This is a genomic window from Paraburkholderia sp. UYCP14C, from assembly GCF_004197395.1.
In the GTDB taxonomy this organism is placed as follows: Bacteria; Pseudomonadota; Gammaproteobacteria; order Burkholderiales; family Burkholderiaceae; genus Paraburkholderia.
Window position 1 is genome coordinate 59918 of the sequence record NZ_SELS01000027.1, and the last position, 17733, is coordinate 77650.

Genomic DNA, 17733 nt, shown 5'->3' on the forward strand with positions numbered 1-17733 from the left:
CTCGGCATACCCGCCTTGACTGGTCTGGATGAATCCACGTTCGCCGCTTGGGGCGCTCTCGTTAGTGCTCCAACGCTGGGCGTTGTTTTGATCTGTAGCGTCGCCAGATTTTCATGACCACCGTGTACGCGAAGGTAGCCATGATCAAACTTGTCACCACGCCAAATAGAGCATCAAAGAACTCAATGTCGTGAAATCCTAGAAATTCGGAGACGCTATATGAGTAATGCTGATTCCATGGTGGGAAAAAGAGCAGCAGGGCATAGACGTATCTGATCGAAAAAAAGAACAGGCTGAAGAATAGAAGGCCTTTGAAACAGCTACGGGCAAGTACTGCCATTTGCGGTTACCTCGATCCAGCCATAAGCATTCAAACCTGAATTGCACGCAGCAATAGTGGTGGTATGCAGAAACGCATCGCGTATGCGCTGAAAGTCAGGATAACTTGGTAGAGTTATGCATCCAAGTGATGCTCCTCGCCCACCTGCGGGGTGAAGTCGAAAGTTTCCACGTTTCACGCCGTTTATCCAGGTCCAGTCATCAATCTGCCAGTCATCGCGGTACAGGGCAAACCATTCGTCGTGATTGGATGGTTTGCCGACCATGGAATTGGCCGCATCTTTGATCCACGCTTCCATCTGTGAGCGAACACCTCCTGTTGGGCGATCGACAACCCAGTATTTTCCGGCGGGGATGGGACCATTGTCGCGAACGGCTGTGCAGCCGCTCCGATTGCGATAGATGTTATTTCCGGAGAAGGCCTGAAACGCTCCTACCCCGTAGATGACGAGGGGTGAGAGCGTCTTGTTGTTGACGATGAATTTGCCTTGTAGCGCCATAATCAGGACCGCTCGCTCCAACTGTCCGTGAACTTGATATTGCCATCGGTGTAATGTCACGTGATGCGGTCATACATCAACGAGACGGCCTCGACGTGATTGAGTTGTGACAGCCCCGCAAGTTTGGTATTTGCCATGCCGGGGTTAACGCCGACGACCTTCACGCCCTGCATGAGCATGATGAAGTATTCCTCTTCCCGGCCTGCGTCGTTGATTCGATACCACTTCAGCTCTGCCGATTGCAACGTCTGTCCTTTGGAGGCTGCCTTATAGAGGTAAGGACTGGAAGCGTCAAATTCCTTTTCGATGCTCATTGGGGAATGGTTGCGCGGTCCGGCGATTTGCCCGGTCTTGTTATCGACCGGCAGATTCAGACCGTGACCGAATCCCATTACTTCGACACTTCCCTCTCGTCCCTGAACGGTTACGGAGCCTTTGATGTCTGCTCCGCCGTCATCCTTAAGCCACATGTATGCAGGAATAGGCATGCTGGTTTGCGCCCTCCGTTGAGTGGTTGGTTAGCGATTCCCTACGGGAAGAAGTTGTATATGAACACAGAAATTGAATGGTGAATGTAAGAAAGTGCCAAGGATTGCGGCAATGATTGATGGCGTGCGGGGAGGTGGTGATTCACGTCTCCAGCAGCGCTGATGTCTTTGACAGTCCGTGTGGGGTTGGCCTCGGCAAGCCGCGCACGGTTCAGTCGTTCAGGTCGGAATCCTGACCTATCCTGCTTTGCGCGCCGCGTGCGCAAATCCATCGCCGCCAGAATCCCTCGCGCGCTCAAGCACTTGGGCGCGATCTCCAGGCCTTATCAACAGGTCTTTCAACACATTCTGTGGATAACGGCGTTGGCCGCTATTTTCCCGTCGTGACTCCGCTCAATCGCGCATCGTTGCCTCGAACCTGCTTCGCCCCGTTACGCGCGGGACAAAGCGATTCGCCTCAAGCACTTAGACGCTTCGCCCCAGGCTTATCAACAAGTCTGTCAACACAAACTGGGGATAACGTTGAGGGATCCCAGGCGCTCGCACTGCGAAGCACGCCATCATGCGGCATCCGCTGTGCGATTTCGCACCTCATCGACAATTCCCCGTGCGCTCAATGCGTTAGTCCGTTTTTCAGAAAGTTTTCAACAGGTTCATCAACACGAACTGGGGATAAGTGCGCCGCGTTCCGTACGGAATCCCAGGTTTAGTTGGAGGCGGTGGTGTTCGTTGTACCGACAGACGCCGACGCGGAAGCAGGAGTAGACGCAGGAGTGGAAGCCGCCGCCGGTGCGGACGACGTCCCGCCCTGGTCGAGCGGCGGATTCCCCATCGCCTGAAACAGCGCGGCCGTATCAGTCAGCCGCGCGCTCGTATAACGGATCTCGTCGAGCTGCGCGTTGCGCCATTGCTGCTCGCTCGAACGCGTCGCCGCGACCGGCAGCGCGCCGAGCCGATAGCGTGCCGACGTGTCGTTGAACACACCTTGTGCCGAACGCGCGGCGACGTTCGCGGCGTCGAGCGACTGCGCGTCGTGCTCGAGCGAGGCGAGCGTATCGGCGACGTTCTGGAACGCGGCCAACACGGTCTGCTTGTACTGCGACACGCTCGCCTCGTACGTGTGCTGCGCCGCGCGCCGCTGCGCGAGCAGCGCGCCGCCATGAAACAGCGGTTGCGACAGCGACGCGCCGATGCTCCAGATCGCGCCCGCACCCGACATCGCGAGCGGCCAGCTGAAGCCGCCTTGTCCCATCGATGCCGACAGCGACAGGCTCGGAAACATCTGCGCGGTCGCGACGCCGACGTCGGTCGCCGCGGCCTTCAGCGCCGCGTCGGCGGCCTCGATGTCCGGCCGCGTGCGCAGCAGTTCCGACGGCACGACGACCGGCACCTGCTCCGGCACATGCAGCTGCGCGAGATCGACGTCGTCGGGCGCGGCATCGGGCGTGCGGCCGATCAACACTGCGAGCGCGTGACGCGTGGTGAGCCACTGCTGCTTGAGCGCCGGCAGACTCGCCGATACGCTCGCCGCGCTCTGCTGCGCGCTCAGAAGATCGGCATGCGATACCGCGCCGAGTTCGTAGCGCCGCTCGGTATCGCGCGCCTGATCGTTGGCGAGGTTCACGAGCCGCTCGGTCGTATCGATCTGCGCATGCAGCGCGGCGCTCGTGATCGTCGCGGTGACGATGTTCGCGGCGAGCGCGCGCCGCGCCGCCTCCAGCTGGTAGACCTGCACGTTCACGCGCGCGGCGAGTGCCGCGTTCGCCAGACGCGCGGCGCCGAACAGATCGAACGTGTAGTGCGCCTGCAACTGGCCGACGAACACGTTGTACAGAAACGTGTTCGGTCCGATCTCGGGGATCGCGAGCGCGCGATTGCGGGTGGCCTGGCCGCCGGCGTCGATGGTCGGCAGCAGCGAGCTGCCGACCTGCGCGCGCAACTGCTCGCGCGCGGCGGCCAGACTGCGGTCGGTCGCGGCAAGCGTCGGACTATTGCGCAGGCCTTCGTCGACGAGCGTGTTGAGCGCATCCGAGCGGTACAGCTTCCACCATTCGGGCACCGGTTGCGCGCCGGTCACGAACTGCTGCGTGATGCCCTGCGCGGGCACCGTCTGCGTCGGCAGCGCTTCTGCACCGTAGTGCGCGGGCTGCGGCATCGCGGGCGGGTCGCCGTTCGGTCCGAACGAGCAGGCGCCGAGCATGCAGGTCAGGCTCGCGATGCTCGTGGCAAGCGTGGTGCGGGCCAGCGCGTCGAACGGCGCGCGGCGGCGGCGGGACAGGGCGGGAATAGTCATGCTCGTGCTCATGCTCAGTTACCCGTATGCGTGGCGCCGGAACCGGACGGCGTCTGCGGCTCGCGCTCGTCGGCGCGTACGCGGAACGACGCGGCGTACAACGCGGGCAGATAGAACAGCGTGAGGATCGTCGCGCTCGTGATGCCGCCCATCAGCGCGGTCGCCATCGGCCCGAAGAAGTTCGAGCGCAACAGCGGGATCAGCGCGAGCACGGCGGCCGCGGCGGTCAGCGTGATCGGCCGGAAGCGCCGCACGGTCGCGCCGACGATCGCGTCGAAACGCTTGTGCCCCGACGCGATGTCCTGCTCGATCTGATCGACCAGAATCACCGAGTTGCGCATGATGATGCCGAACATCGCGATCACGCCGAGCATCGCGACGAAGCCGAACGGCTGGCCGAACAGCAGCAACGTAAGCACGACGCCGATCAGGCCGAGCGGCGCGGTCATCACGACCATCAGCACGCGCGCGAAGCTTTGCAGCTGGATCATCAGCAGCGTGAGCACCGCGATCACCATGATCGGAATCTGCGCGTTGATCGAGGTTTGACCCTTGCCGCTTTCCTCGACGGAGCCGCCGATCTCGATCCGGTAGCCGACCGGCAGCGTTGCGCGGATCGGCGCGAGCGCGCGGTCCACCGCGTGCGTGACGTCGATGCCCTGCGCACCGGCCGACACGTCGGACTGCACGGTGATGGTCGGCTGACGGTCGCGTTCCCAGATCACGCCGTATTCGAGGTCGTTGCGCAGTGTCCCAAGCGTGCCGAGCGGCACCGGGCCGTTCGGCGTCGGCATCGCGAGCGCGGTCAGCTGCGACGGATCGACGCGTTCGGCACGCGGCGCGCGTAGATCGACGCTGATCAGCTTGTCGCGTTCGCGATACTGCGTGACCGTATAGCCGGACATCGTCATCGCGAGGAAGCTGGAGATGTCTTCGGAGCTCACGCCGAGCTCGCGCGCGCGCTTCTGGTCGATCTCGAAGCGCACCGAGCGCTCGGCGGGTTCGTCCCAGTCGAACTGCACGTTGCGCGTGCCGCGGTTGGCGCGCATCGTCGTGGCGACGCGTTCGGCGATCGAGCGCACGGTCGCGATGTCGTCGCCGCTCACGCGGAACTGCACCGGATAGCCGACCGGCGGCCCGTTCTCGAGGCGCGACAGGCGCGTGCGGATCGCCGGGAAGTTGCTCAGCAATTCGGGTTCGAGCCACTGCGCGAGCTTCTCGCGATCCTTGACCGATTTCGCGGTGATCACGAACTGCGCGAAGTTCGGCTGCTGCAATTGCTGATCGAGCGGCAGATAGAAGCGCGGCGCGCCGGTGCCGACGAAGCTGACCGTGTGATCGATTTCAGGCCGCCCTTTGAGAGCCTGTTCGAGGCGCTGCGCCTGACGCAGCGTCGCATCGAACGACGCGCCTTCCGGCAGCCGCACATCGACCAGCAACTCCGGCCGGTCCGAGCTCGGAAAGAACTGCTGCGGCACCAGCGAGAAGCCGGCCATCGCGAGCACGAACAGCAGCACGGTGATCGCGAGCACGACGAAGCGCCGCTCGATGCACCAGCCGATCCAGCCGCGCAAACGCGTGTAGAAGCGCGTGTCGTAAATGTCGTGTTCGTGGTCGTCGGGCTCGTGCGCATGACGTTTGCGCTCGGGCAGCATGTGATAGCCGAGCAGCGGAATCAGCACGACCGCCGCGAGCCACGACGCGATCAGCGCGATCGCCGACACCTCGAAGATCGAGCGCGTGTACTCGCCGGTGCTCGATTTCGCGAGCGCGATCGGCAGGAAGCCGGACACGGTCACGAGCGTGCCGGTCAGCATCGGAAACGCGGTGCTCGTGTACGCGAAGGCCGCGGCGCGCGTGCGGTTCCAGCCTTGCTCGAGCTTCACCGACATCATTTCGACCGCGATGATCGCATCGTCGACGAGCAGGCCGAGTGCGAGCACGAGCGTGCCGAGCGACACCTTGTGCAGGCCGATGTCGAACAGGTACATGCACAGCGCGGTGACCGCCAGCACCACCGGAATCGAGATCACGACGACCATGCCGGTGCGTACGCCGAGCGACACGAGGCTCACGACCAGCACGATCGCGACCGCCTCGGCCACCGCTTCGAGAAAGTCGTTGACCGAGCGCGCGACCGCGTGCGGCATGCTCGATACTTCGACGAGGTTCAAACCGGCGGGCAGCGCGGCGCGCAGCTGGGTCATCTGCTGATCGAGGGCGCGGCCGAGACGGATCACGTCGCCGCCCGGCTGCATCGTCACGCCGATGCCGAGCACGGGTTTGCCGCCGAAGCGCATCTGCGTGACTACGGGATCGTCGTAGCCGCGCCTGATCGTCGCGATGTCGCCGAGACGGAACGTGCGGTTGTTGATGCGGATCAGCGTGTCGGCGAGCGCGTTGACGTCGTTGAACTGGCCGCTCGGGCGCACGAACACGCGGTCGTCCGTGGTGGTCAGTGTGCCCGCGGGCGCGATCGTGTTCTGCCCGTTGATCGCCTGCCCAAGCTGTTGCGGCGAGATGCCCAGACGCGTCAACTGCGTGTTCGCGATCTCGATGTAGATGTGCTGGTCGGGGTCGCCGAAATAGTCGACCTTGCCGACGCCCGGCACGCGCAGCAGCACCGAGCGTAGCTGGTCCGCGTAGTCGTGCAGTTGCGCGGCGGAAAAGCCGTCGCCTTCGAGCGTATAGATGTTGGTGTAGACGTCGCCGAATTCGTCGTTGAAGAACGGGCCCTGGATGCCCGGCGGCAAAGTCGCCGAGATGTCGCCGACCTTCTTGCGCACCTGATACCACGTCTCGGGGACCTGGCTCACCGGCGCCGAGTCTTTCATCGTGAAGAAGATCAGCGATTCGCCGGGACGCGAGTAGCTGCGCACGAAATCGATTTCCGGCGTCTCCTGCAGCTTGCGGCCGATGCGATCGGTCAGCTGCTCCTGCACCTGGCGCGCGGTGGCGCCCGGCCAGAACGTGCGGATCACCATCACGCGGAACGTGAAGGGCGGGTCTTCCGACTGCGCGAGCCGCGTGTACGCGAGGATGCCGAACGCGGTGGCGAGCGCGATCAGGAACACCACCAGTGCCTGATGACGCAGCGCCCACGCGGACAGATTGAAGCGTCCTTCTTCGTGCGACGTGCTCATGAAGCGAAGTCCTCGGGATGCAGCGGCGCGATCGCGCGGACTTTCTCGCCGGCGCTCACGGTATGCACGCCTTGCAGCACGACGCTTTCGCCATTTTTCAGGCCGTCGCTGACGACGAACGTGCGCTCGTAGTAGCGCGTGACGGTCACGCGACGCAGCTCGAGCGTGTGGTCCGCGGCGCGCACGACCCACACGGCCGGTTCGCGCCCCTCGTGAAACAGCGCGGTGACCGGTAGCGTGAACACGCCGTGTTGCGCGGCCGCCGCGGCGAGCGGCACGGCCGGCGTGACGTCGGCGGTCATGCCGAGGCGCACGTCGGCGCCGGCATCGATGAGCGTCAGACGCGCGCGCCACGTGCGGCTTTGCGGATCGGCGGCCGGCGACAGCTCGCGCACGCGCGCGCCGAGCTTGCGGCCCGGCAGCGCGGCGAGGGTGACGCTCGCGTTCTGGCCGACCGCGAACGCGGCGAGCGCGCTTTCGGGCACGTCGCACAGCACGTCGACGTCGCCGCTCCATGCGAGGTTGTAGACGGCCTGACCGGCCGACACGTTTTGTCCGGTGTCCGCCTGCTCAGCCGTGATGACGCCCGCATGACCGGCGACGAGCGTCGTGTACTGCAGCTGGTTCTTCGCGAGCGCGGCCTGCTGCTGCGCCTGATCGCGCTGCGCGAGCGCGGACGCGTAGGCGTTGGTGGTCTGTTCGAGCTGGGCCGGCGCGATCAGGTTTTCTTTGGCCTGGGCCCGGTCGCGTTCGAGCTGCTGCTGTGCATACACGAGATTGTGCTGCGCGGCGTCGAGCTGCGCCTGTGTGCTCGCGGCGTTCTTCTGCGCATCGGCCGGGTCGAGCAGCGCGACGACTTCGCCGCTTTTCACCGTGTCGCCGAGCCGCACCCGCCGTTCGATGATCTTGCCGGCGACACGAAACGACAGCGGCGTCGAATAGCGTGCCTGCACTTCGCCAGGCAGCGACGCCGCCTGCAGCGCGTGGCCGTCCGCATGCACGGCGAGCGCGACCACCGGGCGCGGCGCGGGTGCCGCGGCTTCCTTCTTCGAGCAGGCCGCAAGCGCGAGCAAGCCGGCCAGCGCCAGCGCGCAGGTCTGCCTGGAGAAACCGCGGTGGGGGGATGGGGAAGACTGCTGGCGCATCGCTGACGATGCGGGAGAACCGGGACGCTTCACAATTACCCCAACTGGAGACAGCGAACGAACACGGCAAGCCGCGCGGCCCGCCAGCGAAGACCTGCACGCCGCGTCATGCTGATTGCATACAGGTATGGCTTTGGATGACGAAATGCATTCTAATACACTCCTGTATCTGAATGTATAGCTGGATTTGAAATCTTTGGAGTGCTAGGCTTGCGGCCATGAAACGTCAACGACTGACCAGAGAGCAGAGCAAGGACCAGACGCGCGAGCGGCTGCTCGATGCCGCGCAGGCCACTTTCATGAAGAAGGGCTTCGTCGCGGCGAGTGTCGAGGACATCGCGGCGGCGGCCGGCTATACGCGCGGCGCGTTCTATTCGAATTTCCGCAGCAAGACCGAGCTGTTTCTGGAGCTGTTGCGGCGCGATCACGAAGCGATGCAGGCGGGCCTGCATGCGATCTTCGAAAGCGCGGCATCGCGTGAGGAGATGGAGGCGCGTGTGCTGCGCTACTACAGCTCGCTGCATCGCGAGAACAAGTGTTTTCTGCTGTGGGTCGAGGCGAAGCTGCTCGCGGTGCGCGACGGCCGCTTCCGGCTGCGCTTCAACGCGTTCATGCACGAAAAGATCGAACAGTTGAGCGCCTACGTGCGCGAGTTCTCGGAGCGGGTGGGCACGCCGATGTCGATGCCGCCCGAGCAGCTCGCGATCGGCCTGATGGGTCTGTGCGACGGCGTGCAGTTCTTCTACACGGTCGATCCGCAGAATGTGCCGTCGGAGATGGCCGAAACGGTGCTGGCGGGGTTTTTCGCGCGCGTGGTGTTCGGGCGCGATGCGTGAGCGTGGGCGTTGAGCCCGGATGCGCAGATGCGCGAACGCGCGACCCGGACGGATCGCGCGTCAAGCACGGCCATACTCGGCTAAAACCGGAACAATCAGTCGACCGGCAGTTGCGCGCAGGCTTCGGCGGCGGGCGCCGCGCACGCGAACGCGTATTGGCTGCTGGCGTCGAGGAATTTTTCTCCAGCGTGCAGCGCGACCTTGATGTCGGGACAGCGCTCGTAACCGATATAGGCCGAGCTCGCGGCGGCCGACCAGCAAACCAGCGAAAACGCGATTTTTTCCAGCAGATGAAAACGATGTGGCATGGCGGTATAGCGGTAATTTCCTTTGGCCGCTATCTTATCAGTAGACTAGGGTTTATACCTAGCCAAAATCCACAATAGACGCCGTAATAGCGGCGCGATGGACACGCCGCGTCGAATCTGACCGGAATGTCATGTCTGGGTCAGGGTTGGGACATGTCCGATCGCTAGAATCGGTTGCGTTGGGCAGACCCGCGCACGCCGACGCGGCGCGGGTCGACACAGGCGGCAAGGGTTGCGCCGGCCCGGCTTTACCGAGGCAGGAGTCGTCCCATGAATCAACTGCAGTCGATGCGCGTGTTCGTCAAGGTGGCGGACCTCGGCAGTTTCGTCGGCGCGGCGGGCGCGCTGGATCTGTCCACCGCGGTCGTCACGCGGCACGTCGCGGATCTCGAAGCGCGGCTCGGTACGCGACTGCTGAACCGCACGACCCGCCGTCTTTCGTTGACCGAATCCGGTGCGACCTATCTGGAGCGCGTACGTCACATCCTCGCCGATCTCGAAGGCGTCGAGCAGATGGTGGTGGCGCGCAATCACGAGCCGGTCGGCACGCTGCGCATCGTCGCGCCGGTCGTATTCGGATTGCACAGTCTCGCGCCGGTCGTGCAGTCGTACGCGGCACGCTATCCGGATGTCGTGCCTGACGTCACGTTGGCCGACCGCCACGTCGATCTCGTCGAAGAGGGCTTCGACGTCGGCATCCTGGCTGCGCGGCACATGCGCAGCGCGAGCATCGTCACGCGACGGCTGACGACCGGCTACATGACGGTCTGCGCGACGCCCGAGTATCTCGCGCAACACGGCACGCCGACCCGTCCCGAAGATCTGCTCAGGCATTCGTGTCTGAGCCGGCCGGCCGAGCAGGGCGGCGGCGAGGAGCGGGTGTTCAAGGGTCCGGAAGGCGAGGTGCGGGTGCGGCCCACCAACGCGATCGCGGCGAACAACGCCGAGATGCTGCGGCAGTTCGCGCTGCTCGGCATGGGCGTGGCGATCCTGCCGAGCTACCTGATCGGGCGGGATCTGGCGGCCGGGCGACTGGTGCGTCTGCTCGACGACTACAGTTTGCCGCCCATCGAAATCACGATCGCGTATCCGAGCCGGCTGCATCTGCCGGCGAAGGTGCGCACGTTCATCGATCATCTGGTCGAGCACTTTCAGCCGGAAAGCGCGGCGGCGCGGGATTCCCGGAGCGCAACGCAGGTGCGGGCGGTGGCGGAGGTGAACGGTGCCGACGATCTGACGGCGCGCGGGATGGCCGGCGGCCCCTTCGAAAGCAGCGGTACGACCCGCCGTGTGACGCGGGTGCCGCGCACGCGGATCGCGGCGTCGTCGCAGTTCTGAAACGCGAGGTGAGGCGGATCTGAATCCGGGTTCAGATCCCTAAGCCCGGACCATAATTGCCGCCGATCAGGCGCGTGACCGACTCGATGTCGACGTAATCCTGCTCCGGCATGCTATCGAGCATCGCCAGTACCTCGTTGCTCGCGCCGGCTTCGCGCGCCGCATCGACGAGCGCATCCTTGTTGGTCGGAAATTCGACTTCGCTGAGAAGATCGCTAATCTGCAGATCGATCGATTCGCCGGGGATGTCCGAGGCCGTCATGGGCATGCTCCTGTTGAGCTCAAGTTAGTCACGCTGTGATTGCCGCCGCGACGGCCAGCGCCTCGCCGCGATGAGTTTCTCGCAGTCTGTCGCAATCCCGCGCGCATCGCCACGCCATCATGATGACAGCCGGCGCAAACCGGACCGCCGCGCACTTGCGGCCGCGCCGTCGCCCGCCGATACGGCCGCCCTCAGGTGGTCAGATGCTCGTTCTGCCCGGTCAGGCTGCGTTCCAGATGTCGGGACTTCGGCAGCGCAATATGGTCCCAGTGCTGCGGACGGCTGGGGTCGGTGCTCGAGATCTCTGGAGCCGGCGGCGCGACCGGCGCGGCGTTGGCGCGTTGGGCAAGCATGATCGCATCCGTGCTGTCAGACGCGGTATGAACCGGCGCGGCAAAGCACGAGGCTGACAGCGTCACCATGATTAACAGTGTCGAGGTTTTCATCGCCCGACCTCCTAAAGCTCATGCGGCGCTGACAATCGAGCAAACTCTGTGCCGTCCCGCGTCGTAAGGACGGTGCAAGCCAAGGACGGCGTGTCGCTGCGCGGCCCGGACTCCTTACCATCTTAGATGGCAAATACTGCGAAGCGCGCGCACATTTGCGACAAAACCGTATTGTAGATTCCATCATCGCACGAACCGGCCCGCTCGTCCGGCCATGCATTAGCGCAGTACGTCGAAGCGCGTCCACGGCCACGACGGCCGGTCGCGCATATAGCCATTCAGCCAGTTCCACTGCGGATGCCGCTTCATGAACGCCTGCGCGTCGAACGGGCGGCCGCACGGATGGCCCCAACGCGCGGTGAATGCCAACTCCCTCGCCATTTCGCTGTCGACCACCTTGCCGTCGTTCGCGCCCCACGGATTGAACGGGCCGTGATCGGTGCCGCCGAAGCGCGCGTCGTCGAGCTCCAGATGCCCGCAGATCGTGCGTGAGCACGGGTTGTCGTTGCGATCGAGATAGACGTCGTGATGATCGGCGATCATCTGTTTGGCGAGTTCCACGTCGATACTGCCGCGATGCATTTCCTCGAGCTGCATGAAGCGCAGACGCCGCGCGCCGTTCTTGCGCACGTCGGTATAGTCCTCGCCTTCGCCGGTGCATTCCTGATTGCGGATCTTCAGATCCGTCGCGGTGTTGTAGCCGCTGTAGAAACCGTCTTTGGTGGTCTCGAAGCCCGAATAGTGCAGCCCGAGTTCATAACGCGCGATCTCGCCGGTCTTGGTGTCGCCGAGCAGCCAGCTGTTCGCGTAGCCGCCGTTGTTCGCGAGCGAGAACATGTCGCACCATTCCTTGATGCTGTTCGCGTATTGCGACGCGCGCCGCGAGCGATAGAACTCGGGCGCGCCGGCCGGGTTGTAGCCCGCGAAGTTCGAGATCGTCGTTTCGGTGATCATCAGGCCGGCCGCCGTAACCCAGAAATCGGTCAGGCTCGAGATGCAGCCCGGCAGGCCCTGCATCAGGATCCGGTTGCCGCGGTCGGGCACGATGTCGAACACGACGTTGAACGCGTCGCCGGCCGCGTAGCGGTCCCACGAGTTGTGCGCCATCACGATGCGGCCGTCGCGTGTCGCGTTGCCGGTCGCGATGAATGCGCTGCAGTGGTGACCGCGCCGCCCGCGCCACAGTTTTGCGCCCAGCTGCGGCTGCTGCTGCGACGCATGCGTCGGCCACCAGCTTTGCAGCAGATCCATGTAGCCGTTCCACGCGAGCACTTCGGCGAACGGCAGCTTCGCGCCGTCGGCGATGCCATGGATTTCGTCGGCGAATTCGGTGTCGAGCTTGCTCGCGAACTGGCTCGTCGCGGCATTGACGAAGGTGTCGAATTCCTCGCCGGTGTCCCATTTGGCGAGATAGCGCGCGGTGCGGATCGCGTTTCTGATTTCGTCGGCGAGCAACTGGCCGTGCTGCTCGCCGCGATCATAGGGCTCGCCTTCGATATGCACGAAAATCCAGCCGGCCTGATCGCGGCGTACGGCCTCGGGGGACGGTTCGCTCATGTTCGCTCCGACTATCCGGCGTATAGGGCGGGCGCTGTCGCCGCGCCCATGCTGGGCTCACGCGTGTCGGCCGCATGAAGGGCCGACGGTCTGTTCATTGTAGAGAATCCGCGGCGCTTTGCATCGCGCCCCGCGAACAGGGTAGCCGCCAGGCCTCGGCGCAGGCTTTAGCGCGACGGATTCATGCGGAAGTACGCATCGAGCAGCGAGGTCTTGTAGACGACGCCCGCGAGCAACGGACGCGCGGTGCTTTCGATCACCGGCAGCCGCTCGCCCTGAAACGCCATGAAGTGCTGCAACGCGACGGCGAGCGACATGTCCGGCGTCAGCACGTCGAAATGCGGCTGCAGATAGTCGGCGGCGGTTTTGGTCGACGTGTCGCGCCCGTCGAGCAGATCGGACGTGATGTCCTTCAGCGCGACGACGCCGAGAAACGCGCCCGAGTCGTTGGCGACGTACAGATACTTGACCGGATATTCGAGGAACACGCGCGTCATGTCGTGCACGGTCGCGTTCGGCGGCACGACGGTCTGCGCGGGGCGGATCAGCTCGCGCATCTGCGTCGCGCGCAGCCGCGAGCGCTCCTGCTCCTCGCGATTGCGGTGCAGCGTGATCTCGTACATCGAGGTCTTGCCGATCGCGCGCGCGATGAAATACGCGACCACGCACGACAGCATCAGCGGCAGCACGACCTGATAGCTCAACGTCATCTCGAAGATCATCAGGATCGCCATCAGCGGCGCCTGGGTCGCGCCCGCGAGGAACGCGCCCATGCCGACCATCGCATACGCGTAGGCGGCCGACGTCGCATGCGGCCACAACGCGTGCATGCCCTGGCCGAACAGCGAGCCGAACGCCGCACCGACGAAGAGCGTCGGCGTGAACACGCCGCCGACCGCGCCGGAGCCTGCCGTCGCCGCGGTTGCCGCGAGCTTGCAGACGAGCACGACCACGAGCGCGTACCAGGTCCACGGCGAATGCAGGATCGAGTTCACGACGCTGTAGCCGTTGCCCCATACCTCGGGCTCGGCGACCGAAATGATGCCGACCACCAGACCGCCGAGCGCGAGCCGCAGCGGCAACGGCACGGGCAGTTTGCGAAAGGCCTTCTTCGACCCATCGAGCAGCCGCAGGAACTGCGGCGCGAGGGCACCGCATAGCGCGCCGAGCGCGACGAACAGCAGCACTTCGACACCGGTCACGGTCGGAAACTCCGGCATCTCGTACGGCGGCTTGTAGCCGGCGAACTCGCGCATCGTGATGTTCGCGACGACCGCCGCGACCACCACCGGCCCGAAGCTCTCCATCGCGATCGAGCCGAGCACGATTTCGGTGACGAAAAACGCGCCCGCGATCGGCGCGCTGTACGCGGACGTGATACCGGCCGCCGCGCCGCACGCGACGAGCAGGCGCAGCCGCGGCGGATCGAAATGGATCCAGCGGCCGATCAGCGACGAGGCGAGCGCCGCGAGCTGCACCATCGGACCTTCACGGCCGATCGAGCCGCCGCTCGCGATCGTGAACAGCGACGACACGCTGCGCCACAGGCTCAGGCGCACCGGCACCACGCCGTCGCCGATCGCGACCGCTTCCATGTAGTCGGTGTGGGTGTTCTGGACGGCGTGACGTTGCGCGATCAGCAGAAATACTCCGGCGACCAGACCACCCGCAGCCGGCAGCCAGATGCGCATGGTCCACGGCAGACTGCGCGCCATTTCGACGAAGCTGCCGGAGCGGCCGGTCATCGCCAGTTGCAGCAGTTCGATGCACTTGCGAAACACGATGGTCGCGAATGCGCCGGCAATGCCGACCACCACCGACCAGACCAGCATCGTGTGGGCATCGGAGAGACGGAACAGGCGTTGGGCGCGGGTGCGCAGCTTCAGCAGGAATGAAAGCACGTCGACGGTACGGGGCGTGATGAAAGGTTGATAAACCCGCGCCACGACAGCCGCGCGCCCGCCTCGAATGGCGGGCGCGCGGCGGCGAGCGGGCGGGGGCGGGCGGCGCGGTTCAATTCGCCGCCTTGTCGAGTTCCGGGTAGTGCCGGAAGATGCAGCTTTCGTTATGGCCGATGCGCCGGTCCGAGTCCAGATACGCGGCGATGTTCGGTCTGGCGATCACCCTGTCGTGCAGCGCGGCGAGCCGCGGGTAGTGCTCGCCGAAGCGCTTCAGCGCGCGCGGAAACGCGTACAGCAGACCGTCGATCAACTGGAACATCGACAGATCGACGTAGGTCAGCGTGTCGCCGACCATGAAGCCGTCGCCGGCCGGATTCTGCGCGAGCACGCGTTCGAAATACGACATGAACTTCGGAATCCGCTGGTCGATGAAATCGTGCGCGCGCACCTTCGCCGCGTCTTTCTGCTCCTCGTAGTAGAGGCCGCTCGCGAGCGGATGGTGGGTGTCGTGCGCTTCGGTGACGACGTCGGCGATGGTTAGCTGCAGGCCGTTCGCGACGTAGCGCAGGCTGTCCACCTCCGGCGCGAGCTTGAGGCGCGGGCCAAGATAGAACAGGATGTTGGCGGTTTGCGGGATCACCAGATCGCCGTCTTTCAGAAACGGCGGCGCGAACGGCGGATAAGGCTCGTCGGGGCTGTCCATCACCGCCATCATCGCCTTGGTGCCAAGGCCCTTCGAAGGCTTGCCGCGCGCCACTTCGACATAGTCGACGCGGGCTTCCTCCAGCGCGAGCCGCACGAATTCGCCGCGGCCTTGCAGACCGTCCCAGTAGTACAGTTCCAGGCTCATCGATCGATCCTCATTCCGGTCGCCCTGACGCGTCGCGGGAAGGATGCGTACAGGCGGGTTGGGGGAGCAAAGTTCGCAGCAACGAGTATGCCGTGTGATCGGCCCGCATGGGGCGTCAGAAAGCGCAAAACCCCGCGCGCGGCGGGGTGTCGGGGAAGGCGGGGAAGCCGGCGACGGCTCAGTGGAACAGGTGCTGGACGGTCCATGTGATGCCCAGTCCGCCGGCGATCAGCCACACATACAGGATCAGGCCGGTGGTCAGCGCGCGCGGACCCGCTTCGCGAATCTGCGAGATCCGCGTTTCCATGCCGAGTGCGGTCATCGCCATCGTCAGTGCGAAGGTGTCGAACAGGTTCAGCGTCGAGGTCGCGCTTTCCGGCAGCACGTGCAGCGAGTTGATCACGACACAGGCGAGGAAGCCGAGTGCGAACCAGGGAATCGCAAGCTTGCGCGGAGCGGCGCCGTCCGCGCTGCCATCCTTCGCGCCGCGCGCCGCGCGATTCACCCACAGGCCGACCACCAGCAACGCCGGCACGAGCAGCATCACGCGGGTCATCTTGACGATCGTCGCGATGTGCGTTGCTTCCGGGCTCACGTTGCTCGCCGCGCCGACCACCTGCGCGACCTCGTGGATCGTGCCGCCGAAGAACAGACCCGCGCCGACCGTGTCGAGATGCAGCCAGCCTGCGTTGAACAGCACCGGGTACAGGAACATCGACAGCGTGCCGAACAGCACCACGCTGCCGACCGCCATCGCGCTCTTGTGCGGCTTCGACTGCAGCGTCGATTCGAACGCAAGCACCGCGGCCGCGCCGCAGATCGCGCTGCCGGCCGCGGTCAGCAGCGCGGTGTCGCGATCGAGTTTCATGATTTTCATGCCGGCCCAGGTGCCGATCACGAGCGTGCTGACGACGATCGCCACCGACTCCGCAAGACCCGGCAGGCCGACCTGGGCGATTTCCTGCAGGCTCACGCGCAGGCCGAAGAACGCGACCGCGATGCGCAGCAGCTTGCGCGCCGAGAAGTTGACGCCGGCCGCCCAGCTGGCCGGCATGCCGTCGCGCAGCGCGTTGCCGTAGATCGCACCGGCGACGATGCCGACGATCAGCGGGCTCAGACCGAGGCCGGCAATCGCCGGAATCGCCGCGATGCGCGTGACGGCGGCGGCGAACAGTGCGACGAACAGCACGCCATTGAGCTGGCCGCGGGCGGACAGCGCGGGGGAGGCGGCGGTGAGCGGGACGGTAGGTGTGGACATGATCGGGTGCCTGGCTTCGTAACGGACTGCACGGAACTGGATGAGCAGCAACAGGGCTAATCCTAAATTACGTATATCGATATGAAAAATCGTGATTTAGAATGTGAAGTATCGGTTCAACGGATATTTAATCGAGATGACCCCGGATCAACTTATAACGTTCGCTGCCGTCGCTGAGCATCGCAATATCAGCCGGGCGGCGGTGGCGCTGCATCTGTCGCAGCCGGCGGTGTCCGGCCAGCTGAGGCAATTGCAGGACGAGTTCGGCGAACCGCTGTATCAGCGCGATGGCCGCGGCGTGCGGTTGACGCCGGCCGGCGAGCAGCTCGCCAGCTATGCGGCGCGGCTGCGCGACACCTGGCGGCAGGCGCATGCCTATCGCGACGCGTTGCGCGGTCTCGAGCAGGGCACCTTGCGGATCGGCGCGAGCACGACGCCGGCGAGCTATCTGCTGCCGTACCTGATCGCCGAATTCCATCGCCGCTATCCGGACGTGACCGTGCATACCGCCAACGGCAATACCACCGAGATCGTCGCTGCGCTCGGCTCGGTCGACATCGCGATGATCGAGGGTCCCGCCGGCGCCGATCTGCCGCCGGACACGGCCGTCCACGCGTGGCGCGAGGACGAGATCGTCGCGATCATGCCGCGCTCGCATCCGCTCGCGCAGGCGGACAGCGGCGGGAGGATCGAGCTGGCCGCGTTCGGCGCGTACCCGCTGGTGCTGCGCGAGGAAGGCTCGGGCGTGCGCCAGACGGTCGAGCGCGAGTTCGCGCGGGCGGGCGTGCCGATGCGGGTGGCGCTCGAGATCGCGGGGGTCGAAGGGGTGAAGGAGGCGGTGCGGGCCGGCATGGGCGTCGGCTTCGTGTCGGCGATGTCGATGCGGCACGAGAACGGCGCGCTGCGGCTGATGTCGCTCAGCCCGCAGCCGCTGACGCGGCGGCTGTCGATTCTGGTGCCGCATGCGAGCGCGCCGTCGCGGGTGGTCGAGCAGTTTCTGGCGATGTGTATCGCGGACGAGGGCGGTTGAATCGAACGCCGGCACGGTGCGTCCGGCGCGAATGTGCAC

General features: G+C 65.0%; 15 protein-coding genes. 3 read left to right on the forward strand and 12 right to left on the reverse strand.

Translation table 11 applies throughout. The features are described from left to right. Nucleotides 1-320: 320 nt before the first annotated feature. The 5 genes from EVC45_RS23960 to EVC45_RS23980 all read right to left on the reverse strand — a co-directional run bounded on the left by EVC45_RS23960 (nt 321) and on the right by EVC45_RS23980 (nt 7908). Nucleotides 321-839: a DUF2778 domain-containing protein gene (locus EVC45_RS23960; protein WP_129960713.1), complete on the reverse strand. Its 519-nt coding sequence runs from the start codon at nt 837-839 to the stop codon at nt 321-323. A gap of 56 nt (nt 840-895) precedes the next feature. Further along, entirely contained in the window at nt 896-1327 is a 432-nt protein-coding gene (locus tag EVC45_RS23965; protein ID WP_129960714.1) for a type VI secretion system tube protein TssD, read from the reverse strand. 706 nt (nt 1328-2033) lie between these two features. Beyond that, nucleotides 2034-3620 (reverse strand): efflux transporter outer membrane subunit, encoded by a 1587-nt coding sequence (locus tag EVC45_RS23970; RefSeq protein WP_129960715.1) that lies wholly within the window; start codon nt 3618-3620, stop codon nt 2034-2036. A gap of 14 nt (nt 3621-3634) precedes the next feature. After that, nucleotides 3635-6763 carry an efflux RND transporter permease subunit gene (locus tag EVC45_RS23975; RefSeq protein WP_129960716.1) on the reverse strand — a complete coding sequence of 1043 codons (3129 nt, stop codon included), beginning with the start codon at nt 6761-6763 and terminating at the stop codon, nt 3635-3637. Further along, nucleotides 6760-7908, reverse strand: a complete 1149-nt coding sequence (locus EVC45_RS23980) for an efflux RND transporter periplasmic adaptor subunit (protein WP_129960717.1) — start codon at nt 7906-7908, stop codon at nt 6760-6762. The genes EVC45_RS23975 and EVC45_RS23980 overlap by 4 nt, the downstream gene beginning before the upstream one ends. A gap of 218 nt (nt 7909-8126) precedes the next feature. Between EVC45_RS23980 and EVC45_RS23985 the strand changes: the two genes are divergently transcribed. Then, complete coding sequence (locus EVC45_RS23985) at nt 8127-8744, forward strand: TetR/AcrR family transcriptional regulator (protein WP_129960718.1); 618 nt, start codon at nt 8127-8129, stop codon at nt 8742-8744. Between the two features lie 95 nt (nt 8745-8839). Here EVC45_RS23985 and EVC45_RS23990 read toward each other — a convergent pair whose 3' ends face one another. Next, the gene (locus tag EVC45_RS23990; RefSeq protein WP_129960719.1) at nt 8840-9052 is read right to left on the reverse strand and encodes a hypothetical protein; all 213 of its coding nucleotides are present in this window, start codon (nt 9050-9052) and stop codon (nt 8840-8842) included. A gap of 270 nt (nt 9053-9322) precedes the next feature. Here EVC45_RS23990 and EVC45_RS23995 point away from each other — a divergent pair, with 270 nt between their 5' ends. Then, on the forward strand, nt 9323-10390 hold the full coding sequence (locus EVC45_RS23995; protein WP_129960720.1) for a LysR family transcriptional regulator: 1068 nt from the start codon (nt 9323-9325) through the stop codon (nt 10388-10390). 31 nt (nt 10391-10421) lie between these two features. On the opposite strand, the gene EVC45_RS24000 is transcribed toward EVC45_RS23995, so the two are convergent. From EVC45_RS24000 to EVC45_RS24025, 6 genes are all read right to left on the reverse strand, one after another. Then, nucleotides 10422-10652: a DUF2795 domain-containing protein gene (locus EVC45_RS24000; RefSeq protein ID WP_129960721.1), complete on the reverse strand. Its 231-nt coding sequence runs from the start codon at nt 10650-10652 to the stop codon at nt 10422-10424. Between the two features lie 191 nt (nt 10653-10843). Further along, a complete protein-coding gene (locus EVC45_RS24005; RefSeq protein WP_129960722.1) occupies nt 10844-11098 on the reverse strand; it encodes a hypothetical protein in 255 nt (84 codons plus the stop codon). 219 nt (nt 11099-11317) lie between these two features. Next, complete coding sequence (locus EVC45_RS24010) at nt 11318-12655, reverse strand: C45 family peptidase (RefSeq protein ID WP_129960723.1); 1338 nt, start codon at nt 12653-12655, stop codon at nt 11318-11320. A 167-nt stretch (nt 12656-12822) separates the two neighbouring features. Next, a complete protein-coding gene (locus EVC45_RS24015) occupies nt 12823-14556 on the reverse strand; it encodes a ClcB-like voltage-gated chloride channel protein (RefSeq protein WP_129960724.1) in 1734 nt (577 codons plus the stop codon). A 112-nt stretch (nt 14557-14668) separates the two neighbouring features. Continuing rightward, nucleotides 14669-15406, reverse strand: coding sequence for a glutathione S-transferase (locus tag EVC45_RS24020; protein ID WP_129960725.1), 738 nt, complete (start codon nt 15404-15406; stop codon nt 14669-14671). Between the two features lie 178 nt (nt 15407-15584). Continuing rightward, the gene (locus EVC45_RS24025; RefSeq protein ID WP_129960726.1) at nt 15585-16664 is read right to left on the reverse strand and encodes a YeiH family protein; all 1080 of its coding nucleotides are present in this window, start codon (nt 16662-16664) and stop codon (nt 15585-15587) included. 136 nt (nt 16665-16800) lie between these two features. Here EVC45_RS24025 and EVC45_RS24030 point away from each other — a divergent pair, with 136 nt between their 5' ends. Beyond that, the gene (locus EVC45_RS24030) at nt 16801-17694 is read left to right on the forward strand and encodes a LysR family transcriptional regulator (protein ID WP_129960727.1); all 894 of its coding nucleotides are present in this window, start codon (nt 16801-16803) and stop codon (nt 17692-17694) included. The last annotated feature ends 39 nt before the right edge of the window (nt 17695-17733 follow it).

Coding starts and splice junctions, on each gene's coding strand:
- EVC45_RS23960 (WP_129960713.1), bottom strand. CDS start 839: ATGGCGCTACAAGGCAAATTCATCGTCAACAACAAGACGCTCTCACCC.
- EVC45_RS23965 (WP_129960714.1), bottom strand. CDS start 1,327: ATGCCTATTCCTGCATACATGTGGCTTAAGGATGACGGCGGAGCAGAC.
- EVC45_RS23970 (WP_129960715.1), bottom strand. CDS start 3,620: ATGACTATTCCCGCCCTGTCCCGCCGCCGCCGCGCGCCGTTCGACGCG.
- EVC45_RS23975 (WP_129960716.1), bottom strand. CDS start 6,763: ATGAGCACGTCGCACGAAGAAGGACGCTTCAATCTGTCCGCGTGGGCG.
- EVC45_RS23980 (WP_129960717.1), bottom strand. CDS start 7,908: ATGCGCCAGCAGTCTTCCCCATCCCCCCACCGCGGTTTCTCCAGGCAG.
- EVC45_RS23985 (WP_129960718.1), top strand. CDS start 8,127: ATGAAACGTCAACGACTGACCAGAGAGCAGAGCAAGGACCAGACGCGC.
- EVC45_RS23990 (WP_129960719.1), bottom strand. CDS start 9,052: ATGCCACATCGTTTTCATCTGCTGGAAAAAATCGCGTTTTCGCTGGTT.
- EVC45_RS23995 (WP_129960720.1), top strand. CDS start 9,323: ATGAATCAACTGCAGTCGATGCGCGTGTTCGTCAAGGTGGCGGACCTC.
- EVC45_RS24000 (WP_129960721.1), bottom strand. CDS start 10,652: ATGACGGCCTCGGACATCCCCGGCGAATCGATCGATCTGCAGATTAGC.
- EVC45_RS24005 (WP_129960722.1), bottom strand. CDS start 11,098: ATGAAAACCTCGACACTGTTAATCATGGTGACGCTGTCAGCCTCGTGC.
- EVC45_RS24010 (WP_129960723.1), bottom strand. CDS start 12,655: ATGAGCGAACCGTCCCCCGAGGCCGTACGCCGCGATCAGGCCGGCTGG.
- EVC45_RS24020 (WP_129960725.1), bottom strand. CDS start 15,406: ATGAGCCTGGAACTGTACTACTGGGACGGTCTGCAAGGCCGCGGCGAA.
- EVC45_RS24025 (WP_129960726.1), bottom strand. CDS start 16,664: ATGTCCACACCTACCGTCCCGCTCACCGCCGCCTCCCCCGCGCTGTCC.
- EVC45_RS24030 (WP_129960727.1), top strand. CDS start 16,801: ATGACCCCGGATCAACTTATAACGTTCGCTGCCGTCGCTGAGCATCGC.